Raw genomic sequence first — 16,126 nt, 5'->3', positions numbered from 1 at the left:
ACTCGGCGGTGACTTTGTATCATTCCCGCCGGCTCCACAACCGGCCGCGATCATGCCGACGGCTGTTCGTCGCTGTGCCGCCGCGCCGCGCGTCGCTCGATCCAGGCATACAGGCTGGGTAGCAGCAGCAACGTCAGGATCGTCGAGGTGATGATCCCGCCGATCACCACGGTGGCGAGCGGCCGCTGCACCTCCGCCCCCGCGCCCGTCGCGATCGCCATCGGCACGAACCCGACCGAGGCGACCAGCGCGGTCGACAGCACCGGCCGCAACCGATCGTGCGCGCCCTGCCGCACCGCATCCTCGACCGGCAGCGGATCGCCCTCCCGCCCGTCGCGAAGCGCGTTGATGTGGTCGATGAGGACCAAGCCGTTCAGCATCGCGATTCCGGACAAGGCGATAAAGCCGATCGCGGCGGTGATCGAAAAGGGCATGCCGCGCAGCCACAGCGCCAGGACGCCGCCGGTCACGGCAAAGGGGATGCCGGTGTAGACGATCGCCGCCTCGCGTATGCTGCCCAGCGCCGCATAGACCAAGGCGAAGATCAGGATCAGCGCCACCGGCACGACGATCGACAGGCGTTTCTGCGCCGCTTCCAGCTGGTGATATTGGCCGCCGAACTCGATGCGATAGCCCGGCGGCAGCTTTACCTGCCCGTCGATCGCGGTTTTAGCCTTCTGCACATAGCCTTCGAGATCGCTGGTCGACAGATTGACCATCAGCGCGGCCCGGCGGTTGGTGTCGTCATGCAGGATCGGCTCGACGATCCGCGTCTGCCGCAACCGCGCGACCCGCGACAGCGGCACCATGCCATATTCGCCGACCCGCAAGGGCAGCGCGAGGATCGCCGACGGATCGGCGCGCAGGCTTTCGGGCATGCGGATCACGATCGCGTGGCGCGCGGGGCCATGCGGGATGAAGCCCACCTCCGCCCCGGCAAGCGCGTCGCGGATCGCGTTGTTGACCTCCTCGGCGCCGAGATTGAGGCGGATCAGCGCGTCGCGGTCGAGGTCGACGACGATGCTCTTCGGGCGGCCGGCCGTCTCGAACTCGACGCCCTCGGTGCCAGGCAGTTTCTCCAGGATCGCTTTCGCCTTCGCGGCCGCCTGCTCCAAACGGTCGTAATCATCGCCGTAGATCTTGACCGACACGTCAGCGCGGACGCCCTCCAGCATTTCGTTGAAGCGCATTTCGATTGGTTGGGCGAATTCGAAATTCTGACCGGCGTAGACGCGGCGTGCGACCTTTTCGATCCCGGCGATCAGCTCCTGCTTCGTGCGCGGCATGCCGTCGCCGGTCGGCCAGTCCTTTTGGGGGCCGTAGAAAATATACAGGTCGTTCTCGTTCGGCGGCATCGGATCGGTCGCCACCTCGCTGGTGCCGATGCGCGAGAAGGTGTGCGTGACCTGGGGGTAGGCACGGCGGATCGCGGCCTCGGTCCGCTGTTCGATCGCGAGGCTCTCTTCCAGCGACATGCCGACCGGGCGATAGACCATGGCGGTGATCGCACCTTCGTCGAGCTGCGGGGTGAACTGCGACCCCAGCGTCTTGAAGACGAGGAAGGTCGCGGCGAGCAGCGCCATCGCCCCAATCACCAGCAGCACCGGATGCGCCAGCGCCCGGTTCAGCGCGGGCGTGTAGACGCGCTCCGCCATGCCGACGAAGCCCTTGTGGTGGTCGCCCAGCGCATCGGCGGCGGGGGAGCGGAGCAGCCATGCCGATAAGGCCGGGACGATCGTGAAGGTCCATGCGAGCCCGGCGACGATGGCCAGCATCACCGCCTGCGCCATCGGCTGGAACAGCTTACCCTCGACCCCGCCGAGGCTCAGTACCGGCACATAGACCAAAGCGATGATCGCGATGCCGAAGAAGGTCGGCCGCGCGACCATACGCGCCGCATGCGCGACGACGTCGCGGCGGTCGTCCGCCGTCAGCGCCTCGCCCTTTTCCCGGCGACGTACGGCCATCAACCGCAGACTGTTTTCGACCACCACGATCGCGCCATCGACGATCAACCCGAAGTCGAGCGCGCCGAGGCTCATCAGATTGCCCGACACGCCGATGGCATGCATGCCTGATACGGTGACGAGGAAGGCGAGCGGAATGACGAGTGCGACGATCAGCGCCGCACGCCAATTGCCCATCACGAGCAACAGCACGAGCGCCACCAGCAGCGCGCCCTCGCCCAAATTCTTTTCGACCGTGTGGATGGTGCGATCAACCAGATCGGCGCGGCTATACTGGCGATCGATCACCATGCCCTTGGGCAGCGCGGCGCGGATGCCGGGCAGCGCGTCCTCGACCGCCAGCGCGGTTTCGCGGCTGTTTTGCCCGACGAGCATCATCACGGTGCCCAGCACCGTCTCGCGCCCGTTCTGCGTCGCCGCACCCTGTCGCGGGGCAGAGCCGATCACGACATCGGCGAGATCGCGCACCTGCAACGGCAGGACGCCGGCGGCGAACTTGACCGGGATCGCGCCGATCTGCGTCGCGTTCAGCACACGCGCATCGGTGCGGACGGTGAAGCGTTCCGGCCCGCGCCGGATGATGCCGCCGCCCGCATTCTCGACGTTCTTCGCCACCGCCGCGGCGAGCTCGCCAGCGGTGACGCCATGCAGCCTCAGCCGCACCGGATCGGGCGAGACGACGAACTGTTCCTCCAGCCCGCCGTTCGAATTGACGTCGGCGACGCCCGGCACCGCGCGCAGCATCGGGCGGACGGTATATTCCTGCGCCTCGTACAGCTCCATCAGCTGGCGCTGCGCGTCCATGCCCGGCGGCGGGCGGCGCCATTCAAGCGTATAGTAGTAGATTTCGCCCAGCCCGGTGGTGATCGGGGCGAGTTGCGGCGTGCTGCCGGGTGGCAATTGGTTCTGTACGGCCGTCAACCGTTCGGTGACGAGCTGGCGCGCCTTCAGCTGATCGGTGCCGTCCTTATAGAGCAACGTGACCTGGCTGAGCCCGGTCTTGGTCAGAGAACGGGTCTGGTCGAGCCCCGGCTGGCCGCCCATCGCGCGCTCGATCGGCAGCGTCACCAGCCGCTCGATCTCCTCGGGCGCCAGCGCGGGCACCTGCGTGTTGATCTGCACCTGCACGCCCGTGATATCGGGGATCGCATCAATCTGCAGGTTGATGAACGACCACAGACCGGCCGCGGCGACCAGGGCGGTGACGAGCGCCACCGCCAGCCGGTGGTGCGTGACGTAATGCAGCCAGCGGTTCATCGCGCCAGCGGTTCCCCGCCGTTGAGCGCGCGCAGTTGCAGCAGCGCCTCCAAGGCCTCGCGCCGGGTGTCGAGCATCGCGTTGACCGCCTCGACATAGCTTTGCTGCATCTGCGTGTAGGTGGTCAGCGGGATGGCGCCCAACCGGTAGTTGCGATCGGCATCGACCGCCGCCTGGGCGAAGCGCTTGGGCGTTTCGCCATCCCATTGCGCCAGCGCCTCACGCTTCGCCGCATATTGCGCCGCCTGATCGAAGACGTCGCGCGAGATCCGGCGTTCGGCATTGATCAGTGTGGCATTAGCCTGCGCCTGCCGACCCTGTTCGACCGCGACCTCGCCCGCCTGCCGGTTCCACAGCGGAATACTGGTCGACAGGCGGACGCCGTAATTGGTTTCGCGGATGTCGGACCGGGCCCGGTCGTAATAAGGGCCGACGCTGACCGTCGGGATACGCACCTTCTTCGCCAGATCTACCCGCAGCCCCTGCTGCTCGAATTGCGCACGCAGCGCCTTCAGTTCGAAATTGTTTTCGGACGCCCGGTTCGCGAGCACCTGACCGGAGGGTAGGGCCAGCAACGTCATGTCGGGGCGGACGATGCGGATACGCGCCGCAAAGGGCGCGCCGCGCAGCTGGTTGAGTTCGTAGAGGATCGAATTGGCCTCGGCATCGGCCGTCGCGGCGGTGCGCTCCGCGCCGATCGCGCTCGCCACCAGCGATGCAGCCTCCAGCTGCGGCGACGGCCCGGCCGGATCGCGCGAGACGATGACCTTCGCCAGCGTCCGCATCCGCCCGGCGACCTCGCGCGCGGCAGCGGCCTTTTCGTCCGCGGCGAACAAGCCATAACCCAGCGAGCGGGCACGTGCGGCGAGCGTCGCGTCGAATTGCTGCAAGCCGATCCGTGCCAGTGCCACCTGCCGATCGGCGATCGCCCGGCGTAGCGCGATACGCCCGCCGAACTCGATCGGCTGGACGACCGACACGGCGTAGGTCAGCCCTTCGCCGGTGACGGCGCCGCTGGTGACGTCCTGTGCGCGACGCTGGCCGAATTCCACCACCGCCTCGGGATCGGCCCAGCGCCCCGCCGCATCGCGCTCGACGCCCGCCGTCTCGATCTGCCGCTGGTAGAATTGTCGTTCGGGATTGTGCGTGACGACGTCCTGCGCCAGCGCATCGAGCGATAGCGCCGTGGACGGGACGGCAGATTGGCCCGCCGCGGGCGACGCCGCAATCATCAGACAGACGCACGCAACGGTCCGCATCGCAAACTCCGGATTCCTGTTGCCCGGCTGGTAGGCATCGGCGCGGCCAGGTGTCGACTAAATCAGGGTTTATTTTCCGGGACCGATCACCGTCTGGCAGAATGTCCCTGTCCCCAGCTGAAGCGTGAGGAGCCCTCCACGACGCGCAAGCGGGTCAAATCTAAATTGCTATTCAGTTGACCCCGACCCAGCCGCCCGGCGATCAGACCGATCATGGCGCGTATCCTCCTTATCGAAGACGACGACGGCACCGCCGACGAGATCGGTCTCGAGCTGACGTCGAGCGGTCATGACGTCACGCGCGTCGCCGCGCTGGAACCGGCACGGGCGTTGTCGACCGGCGAGCCCTTCGATCTACTGATCCTCGATCGCCAACTGCCCGATGGCGAGGGGCTGGAGCTGCTGTCCGACCTGCGACGGAACGGCCAACGCACGCCTGCGCTGGTATTGAGTGCGCTGGGCAGCCTGGACGACCGGGTGCGCGGCCTACGCGCAGGCGGCGACGATTATCTGCCCAAGCCCTTCGCGCTCGTCGAACTAATCGCGCGGGTCGAGGCGCTACTGCGCCGGCCCAACGATACGCGCGCGACGCGGCTGATCGCCGGGCCGCTGGAATTGGACCTGCTAGCCGGCACCGCGACGCGGGCCGGACGCCCGCTGGGCTTGCTGCCGCGCGAACTCAAGCTGCTCGACTATATGGTTCGCCGCGCCGGACAGATCGTGACCCGCGCGATGCTGTTGCGCGACGTCTGGGGCTATAGCTTCGAACCCGATACCAATGTCGTCGATGTCCACCTCGGTCGCCTGCGCCGCAAGATCGATGGCGAGGGCGAGACACCGATGATCCGCAACGTGCGCGGCCAGGGGTATGTGCTTGACGCGCCGCTTTGATCCGCGGACCCGGTCGACATGGCGCTGGGGCGGGGCGCTGGCGGCGATGCTGGTCGTCCAGTCGCTGGTGATGACCGCTGCGTTCTGGATGCTCGCCAACGGCAGCCACAGACGCGCGATCGAACATGCGCTGGGCGAGGATTGCGCCTTCTTCGCCCTGACCCCGGCGGAGGAGCGGCCCGAGGAACTGCGCGAAAAGCTGACGCGCGACATCCATCGCGATCGCTTCCTTGGGCTGTTCGACGCGCGCGGGCGCCTGATCGCGGGGAATATTGCGCGCCTTCCAACCGCGCCGTCGAAGGGCCGATCCTTCATCGCCGACCTCGCGCCGACGGAATTGCCCGGCAAGCGCAGCGACGAGGCGCGCGTGATGGTCTGCCCCATGCCCGATGGCACGCGGTTGCTGACTGGTATCGACCTCGACGATACCGAAGAGGCGCTGCAGCTGATCTGGCAGTCCTTGCTGTTGGGGCTGGTGCCCGGCGTGCTGCTCGCGGTCGCCTTCGGCTTCGTCGCCGGGCGCCGCGCCGCGCGGCAGGTGGATACCGTCCGCCGCCTCACGCAGCAGATCGTGTCGGGGGATCTGGAACAGCGGCTGCCCGTGGCACCCTATCCCGACAGCTTCGGGCTGCTGTGCGCGCATATCAACACGATGCTAGACCGGCTCCAGCAGTTGGTGGGCGACGTGCGCGGGATAGGCGACGATATCGCGCACCAGATGCGGACGCCGCTCACGCGTCTGCGCGCCCGGATCGATCGGGGGCTGCGCGATGCCACCGATCCCGCGGCGTTCGCTGCCGTGGCGGATCAGGCGCTCGCCGAGATCGATACGTTGCTCGGTATCGTCAGCGCGCTGCTGCGCCTGCGGGAGATGGAGGATCATGCCCGCCGCAGCCGTTTCGCGCCGGTCGATCTCGCCCGCCTGGTCGACGATGCCTGCGACCTGTATCGCCCCGCCGCGGAGGATCGTGGCCTGACGCTACACTGCTCGATCGCGCCGGTGCCGCCGGTCGAGGGCGACGCCAGCCTGCTGATGGAGGCGATCGCCAATCTGATCGACAATGCGATGAAGTTCGGCCCGGCGGGCGGAACGGTCCACGTCTCGGTCGGGCCAGTGGGCGAGGGCGCGGTCGTCACCGTCGCGGACGATGGCGAGGGCATACCGCTTGCCGATCGCGCCTTGGTGACCCAGCGCTTCTATCGCGCCCGGTCCGATGGCGGCGGCGCTGGGCTGGGGCTCAGCCTCGTGAAGGCGATCGCAGACCTGCACGCCTTCGACCTCCGCTTCGCCGACACGGGCAGTGCGGTGTCGCTGGTCGTCAGGTAACGCCGGTCGGGGCCGCAGCTATCGCGCGGGCCGGTTTTCGGCCGGCGGCACCGGCGCCCAGCCGAGGCCCAGCGCCTTTTGCAGCGAGACGTAATCGCCGGTGAGCGCCGCAACGCCCGCCGACAGATTCTGCTCTGCCGCGACGCGCTGACGTTCCGCATCCAACGTGTCGATCAGCGTCGCGGTGCCGGCCCGGAACCGCTGCTGCATCAGCCCCGCCGCGCGATCGGCGCTGGCCTTGCTCCGCATCAGGCTTGCCACCGTTTCGCGGCGGCGGCCAAAGCGCGACAGCGAATCCTCCGCGTCGCGCAGCGCCCCGAGCACCGCACCACGATATTGCGCCTCCGCCTCGTCGCGCTGGCCCTTGGCCTGATCGACACGCGCCCGGCCGCGGCCGAAATCGAGGAAATTCCACTGCAGCATCGGCGCCGCGATGCCGAGCAGCTTGTCCGGGCTGATGTCCGACAGGCGCGTGCCGCCGAGGCCGATGAGGCCCAGGATATTGAGCCGCGGGAAACGCGCCGCATCGGCGATACCGACCTGCGCCGTGCGCTGCGCGAGCTGGCGTTCGGCAGCGCGGATATCGGGGCGGCGTTGCAGCAGCGCGGCGGGATCGCCCACCGCCACCGACGCGGGCGGCAGCGGCACCGGGGCGGGTGCCGTCAGCTGGGCGTCGAGCGCGCCCGGTTCCTGCCCCGTCAGCACGGCCAGCGCGTTGAGATAGCTTTCGAGTTCGGCCTGCAACGGCACGATCTGGCCATTGGTCGCCTCGAGCTGCCCGGTCAGCCGCTCCACGTCGAGCGCGGAGGCGGCGCCCTGATCGAACCGCTGGCGGGTGAGGTCGAGCATGCGCTGCTGCATCTCGGCCGAACGGCGCGACAGCGCGATCCGCTGCTGCCGATCACGCAGCGCGACATAGGCGTTGGCGACATCGGCGGTCAGGCTCACCTGCGCATCGGCGACATTGGCCTCCGCCGCCTGCGCCTGCGCGCGCGCCGCTTCGACCTGTCGGCGCTGGCCGCCGAACAGATCGACCTCCCAGCTTGCGTCGAAGCCGAGGTTGTACAGGTCGACCGCGCTCGCGCCGGTGTCGCCCTTACCCGTCAGGTCAATGCCGGGGATACGGGCATGCGCATAGACGGCCGAGGCGTTCGCGCTGGGTGCCTGATTGGCGCGTTGCAGCCGCAGGCCGGCGCGGGCCTGACGCAGCCGGGCCTCCGCCACCGCAATAGTGGGATTGCCCGCCAGCGCCTGTTGCTCGAGCGCGGTCAGCGTCGGGTCGTTCAGCTGCGTCCACCAGTCGGCGACGGCCGGCGCAGCGTTGATGGTCGCAGGCCCCGCCCGCTTGAAGCCGGTGGTGCCGGTCGCATCGGCGAGCGTCTTCGGCGGGCCCGCATAATTGGGACCGACGGTGCAGGCGCCGAGCAGCAGCGCCGGGACGAGGAGGGGGAGGGTACGCATCAATCGCCTCAATGCATCGCCGCCATCTTGCCTTGCGGCAGGGGGCGCAGGAACAGGACCAGCGGCACGACACAGCAGATGCCGACCGACAGCAGCCAGAACAGATCGTTATACGTCATCACCAGCGCCTCGCGCTGGATCGTGCCGCCGAGCGCCCTGAGCGCCGCAGCGGGATCGCCCAGCGCCCGCCCCGTGGCGGCAAGGTAGGATTGCAGGTCGATCGAGTTGGCGTTCAGCGTCTCGTCGATCCGACGCGCATGCAAATAGCTGCGCTGGTCCTGCAACGTCGCGATGCCCGCGAGCGCGAACGACCCGCCGATGTTGCGCGCGGCGCTGAATAGCCCCGCGGCGTCGCCCGCCTCCGATGGTTTGACCGACGCGATCGCCGCCTGGTTGAGGAATACGAAGCCCAGGATCGTGCCGACACCGCGCAACAGCTGCGAATCGGTGAAGGCGCTGCCCACCGAGTCCGCCGTCAGCGTCGTGTCGAGGTGACAGCTCATCGCCATCAGCAGCAGGCCCGACGCTACCGCCAACCGGATGTCGAGATGCCGGATCATGATCGGCACCAGCGGCATCATCAGCAGGCTGGGGATGCCGCTCAGCAGCACGACCTTGCCCGATTGCAGCGCGTTATAATCCGCGATCGCCGCGAGGAACTGCGGGATCACATAGCTGCTGCCGTACAGCACCATGCCGAGCACCAGGCCCATCGTCGCGACGCTGCCGAACTGGCGGTCGAGCAGCAGGCGCAGCTTCACCACCGGGTTCTTGGCGATGAACTGGCCTGCAATCAGCATGACGAGGCCGAGCACCGTCAGCGCGGTCAGCTTGATGATGAGCGCCGACTGGAACCATTGCTCGCGCTGCCCCTCTTCCAGCACGACCGTGAGGCCGCCCAGCCCAAGCGCCAGGCCGGCGATACCCAGCCAGTCGGCCTTCAGCAGCTCTTCGAGATGCGCCTTCTGATGCGGCAGGCCGACGAGCAGCAGCACGAGCAACACCGCACCGACCGGCACGTTGAGGAAGAAGGCGTAATGCCAGCTGACGTTTTCCGTCAGGTATCCGCCGATCAGTGGGCCGAGCACGGGGCCCAGAATGGCGGTGACGCCGAACAAGGCCGTGCCGATCGGCTGCTGCGATCGCGGCAGACGGGTCGCAATTATCGTCATCGCGGTAGGGATCAGCGCACCGCCGGTGATGCCTTGCCCGGCGCGGCCGACGATCATCATGCCGAGCGACGTCGACAGGCCGCACACGACCGAAAAGCCGGTGAACAGGATCGAGGCGATCAGGAGGAAGGTGCGCAGGCCCAGCACCCGCTCCAGCCAGGCGGCAAGCGGAATGATGATGATCTCGGCGACGAGGTAAGATGTGGCGATCCACGTCCCCTCCGTCCCGCTCGCACCGATCTCGCCCTGGATGACGGGGAGCGCCGAATTGACGATCGAGATGTCGAGCGTCGCCATCAGCGCGCCGAGGCTTCCCGCCGCGACCGCCAGCCACGCGCCGAGGTCGGCCCGCTCCGGCGGCGCGTCGGCGTCCCGCTTCGGCGGCGCCGTGTCGGCGGGGAGCGTCGCGCTGCTCATTGCGCCCGGCGTTCGTTATGCTGGTCCTGCTCCTCGCGGATGCGCTTCACGGCACCCTTGGCCGAGCGCGTGTCTACCGTCACGTCGGCAGACATGCCCGGGACGAGCAGCGCGCGCGTTTCGGGGCCGGCATCGATCGCGATGCGGACGGGGATGCGTTGGACGATCTTGGTGAAGTTGCCCGTCGCATTCTGCGGCGGCAGCAGCGAGAATTGCGCGCCCGTGCCCGGCGACACGCTCTGCACATGGCCCTTGATCTCGACACCCGGCAGCGCATCGACCTCCAGGGTCACCGGCTGGCCGACCCGCATCAGGCCGAGCTGCGTTTCCTTGAAGTTCGCCTCGACGTACAGCTGCTTGACGGGCACGATCGACATCAGGCGCGTGCCGGCCTGCGCGAACTGGCCGACGCGCACCGTCTTGTCGCCGACGCGGCCGTCGATGCTGGCGCGGAGCACGGTCGCCCCCAGGTTGACGTTGGCCGCGGTCAGCTGGGCCCGGCTCGCTTCGCCTTGGGCGCGAGCCTGCTGCACCTGCGCCTGTAGGGTGCCCACACGGCGATTGGCGCTGGTCAGCGCCGCCTGCGCTGCGGCGACCTGCGAATCGGCCTGACGCGCCTGATTTTGCAGCTGCGACAAACGCTCGCGAGTCTCGGCACCCGACGCGGCGAGCGGCTGATAGCGGGCCACTTCGGCATGAGCGAAGGCGGCATCGCTGCGCGCCGCGGTCAGATCGGCCTGCGCCTTGGTAATGGCGGCCTGCTGCTCGCGGATCTGGGCGCGCACGCCCTCCGCATTCGCCCGCGCGACATCGATCTGCGCCTCGACCTGCGCGGCCTGGGCGCGATAGTCGCGGGCATCGATGCGCAGCAGCGGCTGCCCGGCCTTAACCGCCTGATTATCGGCGACGAACACCTGGTCGACATAGCCCGACACCTTGGGCGCGATCGTGACCGCATCCGCCTGGATATAGGCGTCGTCCGTCGCCTGCATGAACTTGCCCACGCTCTGGTAGCGGACATACCACAGCACGCCACCGATCACTGCGGCGGCGAGGACCAGCAACAGGATGATCCGCACCCGCGGGTTTTTCAGCGGCGACGGCTTCTTTGTTTCGGCATCGTCCTGCGAGTCGGAATGAACGTCCTGCGTCTGCTCGTGGTCTGCCATGCTCTTCATCTTTTCAGACTGCGTGAGGCGCCTCCATGCTCGCACTTGCAGCATAGCGCAAGACCATTTAATGAGGGTCCTCATATATGGCCTGCACCGAAAACCTCGCCTCCGACCTGTTCAGCCTGTTCCTGCGCATGCACCGGATGATGAACAAACGCCTCGCGGAGCAGGGTGCGTCGCTGGCACGCACGAAATTGCTGCTGTTCCTCGACCGGCGCGGCCCGTCCCGCGCGGCGGACATCGCGGATTTCTTCGATCAGGCGCCCCGCACGGTAACCGAGGCGATCGACGGGCTGGAGCGCGACGGCCTCGTCGTCCGGCGACCGCATCCGCACGATCGCCGCGTCAAGCAGATCTCGATCACCGAAGCGGGCGGGCGCGTGCTGGGCGAGACCGAACCGCTGCGGCAGGAGCTGATCGGCAGCGTGTTCGGAGCGCTGACCGACGACGAGCAGGCGCAGCTTTCGGTGCTGTTTGCGAAACTGTCCGCCGAGCTAGACGCGCAGGAGGCGCCGGCTACCTGACGCACAATCCGGGCTATTTCCTTCCGATCCGGCCCGTGTTACGCTCCGGTGGTCGCGTAACGACGCGATCGACAGGAGAGGTGCTATGGACCGGTATCAACCGACCTTGTGCCAATGCGGATTTGGAATCCTGTGCTGCGCCAGCGGCATGGCGGCTTCGATCTGCGCGGTGACGTTCCTGCTGCTCGGCTGACCGCCGGCAGCGTCATGGCCGAAACCTTCGCTGCGCGTCAGCAGCAACGCCCGCCGTTGCGCCCGCCGTACCGGGCCTGCTGCCGGTCGCGAAAGAACGCGCTCTCGCTCATGACCGGCCGGTCCGGATGTGCCTCCGCCATATGCGCCCGGTATGTCTCGTAGGACGGCATGCCCACCAATAGGTGCAGCGCATCGCGGAGCGCCCGAAGCGTGCGGGTGATCGTCACGCCGCCGCTCCCACGGTCGCCGGAAGTTCGCTGACCGAGGGCGCGTCGATCCGTCGCGCCGCCAGGCACGTACGAATGCCATATGCCACGATCGAGACGACCACCGCCAGGAACAGCGCGCACAGCGCCGCGTCGATCCGGTCGTTCATCACGATCCGCTGCATCTCGGCCAGCGACTTCGCCGGCGCCAGCACCTCGCCGCGCGCTGCCGCATCGGCAAAGCGGCTGGCATGGGCGAGGAAGCCGACACGCGGATCGGAGGCGAACAACTTCATCAGGCTGGCGGTGACCGTGCAGAGCACCAGCCAGCTCGCGGGCAGGATCGTGACCCAGGCGTAGCGCTGCCGCTTCATGCGGAACAGCACGACCGTCGCCAGCGTCAGCGCGACCGCCGCGAGCATCTGGTTCGAAATCCCGAACAGTGGCCACAGCGTGTTCACGCCGCCCAGGGGATCGGTGACGCCTTGATAGAGGAAGAACCCCCAAGCCGCGACGCACAGACCCGTGCCGATCAGGCCTGGCACGATCGACGTCGCGTTGCGGAAGCTCGGCACCGCCAGCCCGATCAGATCCTGCAACATGAAGCGCCCGGCACGGGTGCCGGCGTCCACCGCGGTCAGGATGAACAGCGCCTCGAACAGGATCGCGAAATGATACCAGAAGGCCATCATCTCACGCCCGCCAATCAGACGGCTGAAGATGTGCGCCATGCCAACCGCCAGCGTCGGTGCGCCGCCAGCGCGGCTGATGATCGTCGTTTCGCCGACATCCTTCGCGGTTGCGGCGATCGTATCCGCGCTGACGGCAAAGCCCATCCTGGTGACCGCGGCGGCTGCGCTGGCGGGATCGGTGCCGACGATCGCGGCGGGACTGTTCATCGTGAAATAGACGCCCGGATCGATCACCGATGCCGCGACCAGCGCCATGATCGCGACGAAGCTTTCCATCAGCATCGCGCCATAGCCGATGAAGCGGGCATCGCCCTCGCTCGCGATCAGCTTGGGCGTCGTGCCGCTGGCGATCAGCGCGTGGAAGCCCGACACCGCGCCGCAGGCGATCGTGATGAACAGGAACGGGAACAACGACCCCGACCACACCGGCCCGCTGCCGTCGATGAACTGCGTCAGCGCCGGCATGCGCAGCGGCGGAGCGACCACCACGATGCCGATCGCAAGCGCGGCGATCGCGCCGATCTTGAGGAAGGTCGACAGGTAATCGCGCGGCGCGAGCAACAGCCACACCGGCAGCAAGGCAGCGATGGCGCCATAGCCGATCAGGATCCAGCATAGCTGGACGGGCGTATAGGTGAACCACGGCGCCAGCGTCGCCGATTCTGCGACATTCTGGCCGTAGACGATCGCAAAGATCAGGCCGACCAGTCCCAGCAGTGAGACCTCGCCGATGCGTCCCGGCCGAATCCAGCGCGTATAGACGCCCATCAGCAGCGCGAGCGGGATAGTGGCGGCGACGGTGAACAGGCCCCAGGGACTGCCCGCGAGCGCGCGCACGACGATCAGCGCCAGCACCGCCAGGATAATCACCATGATCATGAAGGCGCCGAACAGCGCGATCGTGCCCGGCACTGCGCCCATTTCCATGCGGATCAGCTCGCCGAGCGAGCGCCCGTCGCGCCGCATCGAGAGGAACAGCACCATGAAGTCCTGCACCGCCCCCGCCAGCACGACGCCGGCGAGCAGCCACAGCATGCCGGGCAGATAGCCCATCTGTGCCGCCAGCACCGGCCCGACGAGCGGCCCCGCGCCGGCGATCGCCGCGAAATGATGGCCGAACAGCACGCGCCGGTCGGTGGGGACGAAATCGAGACCGTCGGGATGGCGCACCGCCGGGGTGGGGCGGGCGGGGTCGATACCGACGATCTTGGCGAGATAGAGCGCGTAGAAGCGATAGGCGATCAGATAGACGGAGACCGCCGCGACGACGATCCAGACGGCGTTCACCGCCTCGCCCCGCGCGGTCGCCACGACGCCCAGTGCCGCTGCCCCGACCAGTGCAAGGATGATCCAGCCGATCCTGCTAGCGATGCCCATCCGTCTGTCTCCCCTTTGCGGGAGATGCGTAGACGGCGAGGGGGTAGGGGGCAACCGGCAGGCGCGTTACGATGCGTTACACCCGCCCACCCGCACCGTCACCCCCGACTTGTTCCGGGGTCCACTCCGCGGCGAGGGGCATGACAAGAGGCTCGAGCGTTGCCCTCGCCGCCCGGTGGACCCCGGAACAAGTCCAGGGTGACGAGGAAGATTCGGCGACCGCGCCGCCTCACCCCACCCGGTTCGCCACCAGATCGTCCACCACCGCCGGGTCCGCCAGCGTCGACGTATCGCCCAGGCTCGACACATCGCCCTCGGCGATCTTTCGCAGGATGCGGCGCATGATCTTGCCCGATCGTGTCTTGGGCAATGCAGGCGCGAACTGGAGCTTGTCGGGCGTTGCGATCGGCCCGATCTCCTGCCGCACCCAGGCGACCAGCGCCTTGTGCAGCTCATCCGAACCTTCACGGCCGGCGTTCAGCGTCACATAGGCGTAGATGCCCTGACCCTTGACGTCATGCGGCATGCCGACGACCGCGGCCTCCGCCACCGCTTCGTGCAGCACCAGCGCGCTCTCGACCTCGGCAGTGCCCATCCGGTGACCGCTGACGTTGATGACGTCATCGACGCGGCCGGTGATCCAATAGTAACCGTCCGCGTCGCGGCGGCAACCGTCGCCGGTAAAATAGCTGCCCTTGTAGGTGGTGAAATAGGTCTGGAAGAACCGCTCGGCATCGCCCCACACGCCGCGCATCTGACCCGGCCAGCTTTCGGTGATGCAGAGGTTGCCCTGTGCTTCGCCGACCAATGGGCTGCCCTGATCGTCGACCAGTTGCAGCGTCACGCCCGGCAGGGGTTTGGCGGCGGAGCCCGGCTTCATCGGCACCGCACCGGGGATCGGCGCGATCATGATGCCGCCCGTTTCGGTCTGCCACCAGGCATCCACGATCGGCGCCCGGCCTTCGCCGACCACGTCGTGATACCAGCGCCACGCCTCCGGATTGATCGGCTCGCCGACCGACCCCAGCACCTTGAGCGAACTGCGGTCGGTCTTGCGGACGAAATCGTCGCCTTCCTTCATCAGCGCGCGCAGTGCCGTGGGGGCGGTGAACAGCGTATCGACCTTGTGCCGGTCGACGACCTGCCAGATGCGGCTGGCGTCGGGCCAGGTCGGCAGGCCTTCGAACATCACCGTCGTCGCCCGGTTCGCGAGCGGACCGTAGAGGATGTACGTGTGGCCCGTCACCCAGCCGATATCGGCCGCGCACCAGAAGATCTGACCGGGTTTGTAGTCGAACGCGATCTGATGGGTGAGGCTCGCCCACAGCAGATACCCGCCCGAGGTGTGCATCACGCCCTTGGGCTTGCCGGTCGAACCGCTGGTATAGAGGATGAACAGCGGGTCCTCGGCGTCCATCTCCTCCGCCGGGCAGTCGATGCCGACCGCGGCCGCCGCGTCGTGATACCAGACGTCGCGGTCACCCATCGGCACATCGGCGCCCGTCGCCTTGACGACGATGACCTTTTCGAGGCTGGGCGCGCGCGCCGCCGCTTCGTCGACGCAGGCCTTCAGCTTGATCCGCTTGCCGCCGCGCCGGCCTTCGTCGGCAGTGACGACGATGCGCGATCCGCAATCCTCGATCCGGCCCGCCAGCGCGTCCGCCGAAAAGCCACCGAACACCACCGAATGGATCGCCCCGATCCGCGCGCAGGCGAGCGCCGCATAGGCCGCCTCCGGGATCATCGGCATGTAGAGGGTGACGCGATCGCCCTTGCCGACACCCTGGCTCTTCAGCACGTTGGCGAAGCGGCAGACCTCGGCATGCAAGTCGCGATAGGTGATGTGCCGCGCCTCTTCGGTCGGCACGTCCGGCTCCCAGATGATCGCCACCGTGTCGCCATGCGCGGCCAGATGCCGGTCGATGCAATTGACCGCGACGTTCAGTTTGCCGTCGGCGAACCATTTGATGTGGAAATCGGCCTCGGCGAACGACCAGTCGCCGGCGATCGTGGGCGTGCGCGTCCAATCGAGGCACTTGGTCGCCTGATCCAGCCAGAAGCCGCCGGGGTTGCTCGCCGCCGCCTCGTACAGCTCGGCATAGGTCTTGGCGTTGAGGCTGGCGTTCGTCCAATCGCCGGTGATCGGGTAGATTTCTGGATCGGTCATCACGCTCCTCAACTCAAAACCGCGGGCACCTCCCGGGCGCCC

At 67.8% G+C, this 16,126-nt stretch carries 11 protein-coding genes; 3 read left to right on the top strand and 8 right to left on the bottom strand.

The features are described 5' to 3' along the window. Window positions 1-50: 50 nt before the first annotated feature. Both ACP690_RS07890 and ACP690_RS07885 read right to left on the bottom strand, forming a co-directional pair. Complete coding sequence (locus ACP690_RS07890) at window positions 51-3,224, bottom strand: efflux RND transporter permease subunit (RefSeq protein ID WP_426260723.1); 3,174 nt, start codon at window positions 3,222-3,224, stop codon at window positions 51-53. Next, a complete protein-coding gene (locus ACP690_RS07885; protein ID WP_426260722.1) occupies window positions 3,221-4,483 on the bottom strand; it encodes a TolC family protein in 1,263 nt (420 codons plus the stop codon). The genes ACP690_RS07890 and ACP690_RS07885 overlap by 4 nt, the downstream gene beginning before the upstream one ends. 213 nt (window positions 4,484-4,696) lie before the next feature. Between ACP690_RS07885 and ACP690_RS07880 the strand changes: the two genes are divergently transcribed. After that, window positions 4,697-5,374 (top strand): response regulator transcription factor, encoded by a 678-nt coding sequence (locus ACP690_RS07880; RefSeq protein WP_426260721.1) that lies wholly within the window; start codon window positions 4,697-4,699, stop codon window positions 5,372-5,374. Then, window positions 5,352-6,701 (top strand): sensor histidine kinase, encoded by a 1,350-nt coding sequence (locus ACP690_RS07875; protein ID WP_426260720.1) that lies wholly within the window; start codon window positions 5,352-5,354, stop codon window positions 6,699-6,701. The genes ACP690_RS07880 and ACP690_RS07875 overlap by 23 nt, the downstream gene beginning before the upstream one ends. An 18-nt stretch (window positions 6,702-6,719) precedes the next feature. On the opposite strand, the gene ACP690_RS07870 is transcribed toward ACP690_RS07875, so the two are convergent. The 3 genes from ACP690_RS07870 to ACP690_RS07860 are packed head-to-tail and all read right to left on the bottom strand — an operon-like array spanning window position 6,720 to window position 10,920. Then, window positions 6,720-8,162: an efflux transporter outer membrane subunit gene (locus ACP690_RS07870; protein WP_426260719.1), complete on the bottom strand. Its 1,443-nt coding sequence runs from the start codon at window positions 8,160-8,162 to the stop codon at window positions 6,720-6,722. Between the two features lie 8 nt (window positions 8,163-8,170). Then, window positions 8,171-9,751, bottom strand: a complete 1,581-nt coding sequence (locus ACP690_RS07865; RefSeq protein ID WP_426254671.1) for an MDR family MFS transporter — start codon at window positions 9,749-9,751, stop codon at window positions 8,171-8,173. Further along, window positions 9,748-10,920 carry an HlyD family secretion protein gene (locus ACP690_RS07860; protein WP_426260718.1) on the bottom strand — a complete coding sequence of 391 codons (1,173 nt, stop codon included), beginning with the start codon at window positions 10,918-10,920 and terminating at the stop codon, window positions 9,748-9,750. Before ACP690_RS07860 ends, ACP690_RS07865 begins: the two co-directional genes overlap by 4 nt. Before the next feature lie 86 nt (window positions 10,921-11,006). On the opposite strand from ACP690_RS07860, the gene ACP690_RS07855 reads away from it, so the two are divergent. Continuing rightward, window positions 11,007-11,447: a MarR family winged helix-turn-helix transcriptional regulator gene (locus ACP690_RS07855; RefSeq protein ID WP_147036618.1), complete on the top strand. Its 441-nt coding sequence runs from the start codon at window positions 11,007-11,009 to the stop codon at window positions 11,445-11,447. A 230-nt stretch (window positions 11,448-11,677) separates the two neighbouring features. Here ACP690_RS07855 and ACP690_RS07850 read toward each other — a convergent pair whose 3' ends face one another. From ACP690_RS07850 to acs, 3 genes are all read right to left on the bottom strand, one after another. Beyond that, window positions 11,678-11,869 (bottom strand): YbdD/YjiX family protein, encoded by a 192-nt coding sequence (locus ACP690_RS07850; RefSeq protein ID WP_426260717.1) that lies wholly within the window; start codon window positions 11,867-11,869, stop codon window positions 11,678-11,680. After that, on the bottom strand, window positions 11,866-13,917 hold the full coding sequence (locus ACP690_RS07845) for a carbon starvation CstA family protein (protein ID WP_426260716.1): 2,052 nt from the start codon (window positions 13,915-13,917) through the stop codon (window positions 11,866-11,868). The genes ACP690_RS07850 and ACP690_RS07845 overlap by 4 nt, the downstream gene beginning before the upstream one ends. Window positions 13,918-14,146: 229 nt before the next feature. Continuing rightward, window positions 14,147-16,084 (bottom strand): acetate--CoA ligase, encoded by a 1,938-nt coding sequence (acs, locus tag ACP690_RS07840; protein WP_426260715.1) that lies wholly within the window; start codon window positions 16,082-16,084, stop codon window positions 14,147-14,149. Window positions 16,085-16,126: the final 42 nt, after the last annotated feature.

It is taken from the genome of Sphingomonas sp. DC4900 (genome assembly GCF_049896485.1).
Taxonomy (GTDB): Bacteria; Pseudomonadota; Alphaproteobacteria; order Sphingomonadales; family Sphingomonadaceae; genus Sphingomonas; species Sphingomonas aquatilis.
This window is presented reverse-complemented; position numbering and strand designations above follow the sequence as displayed.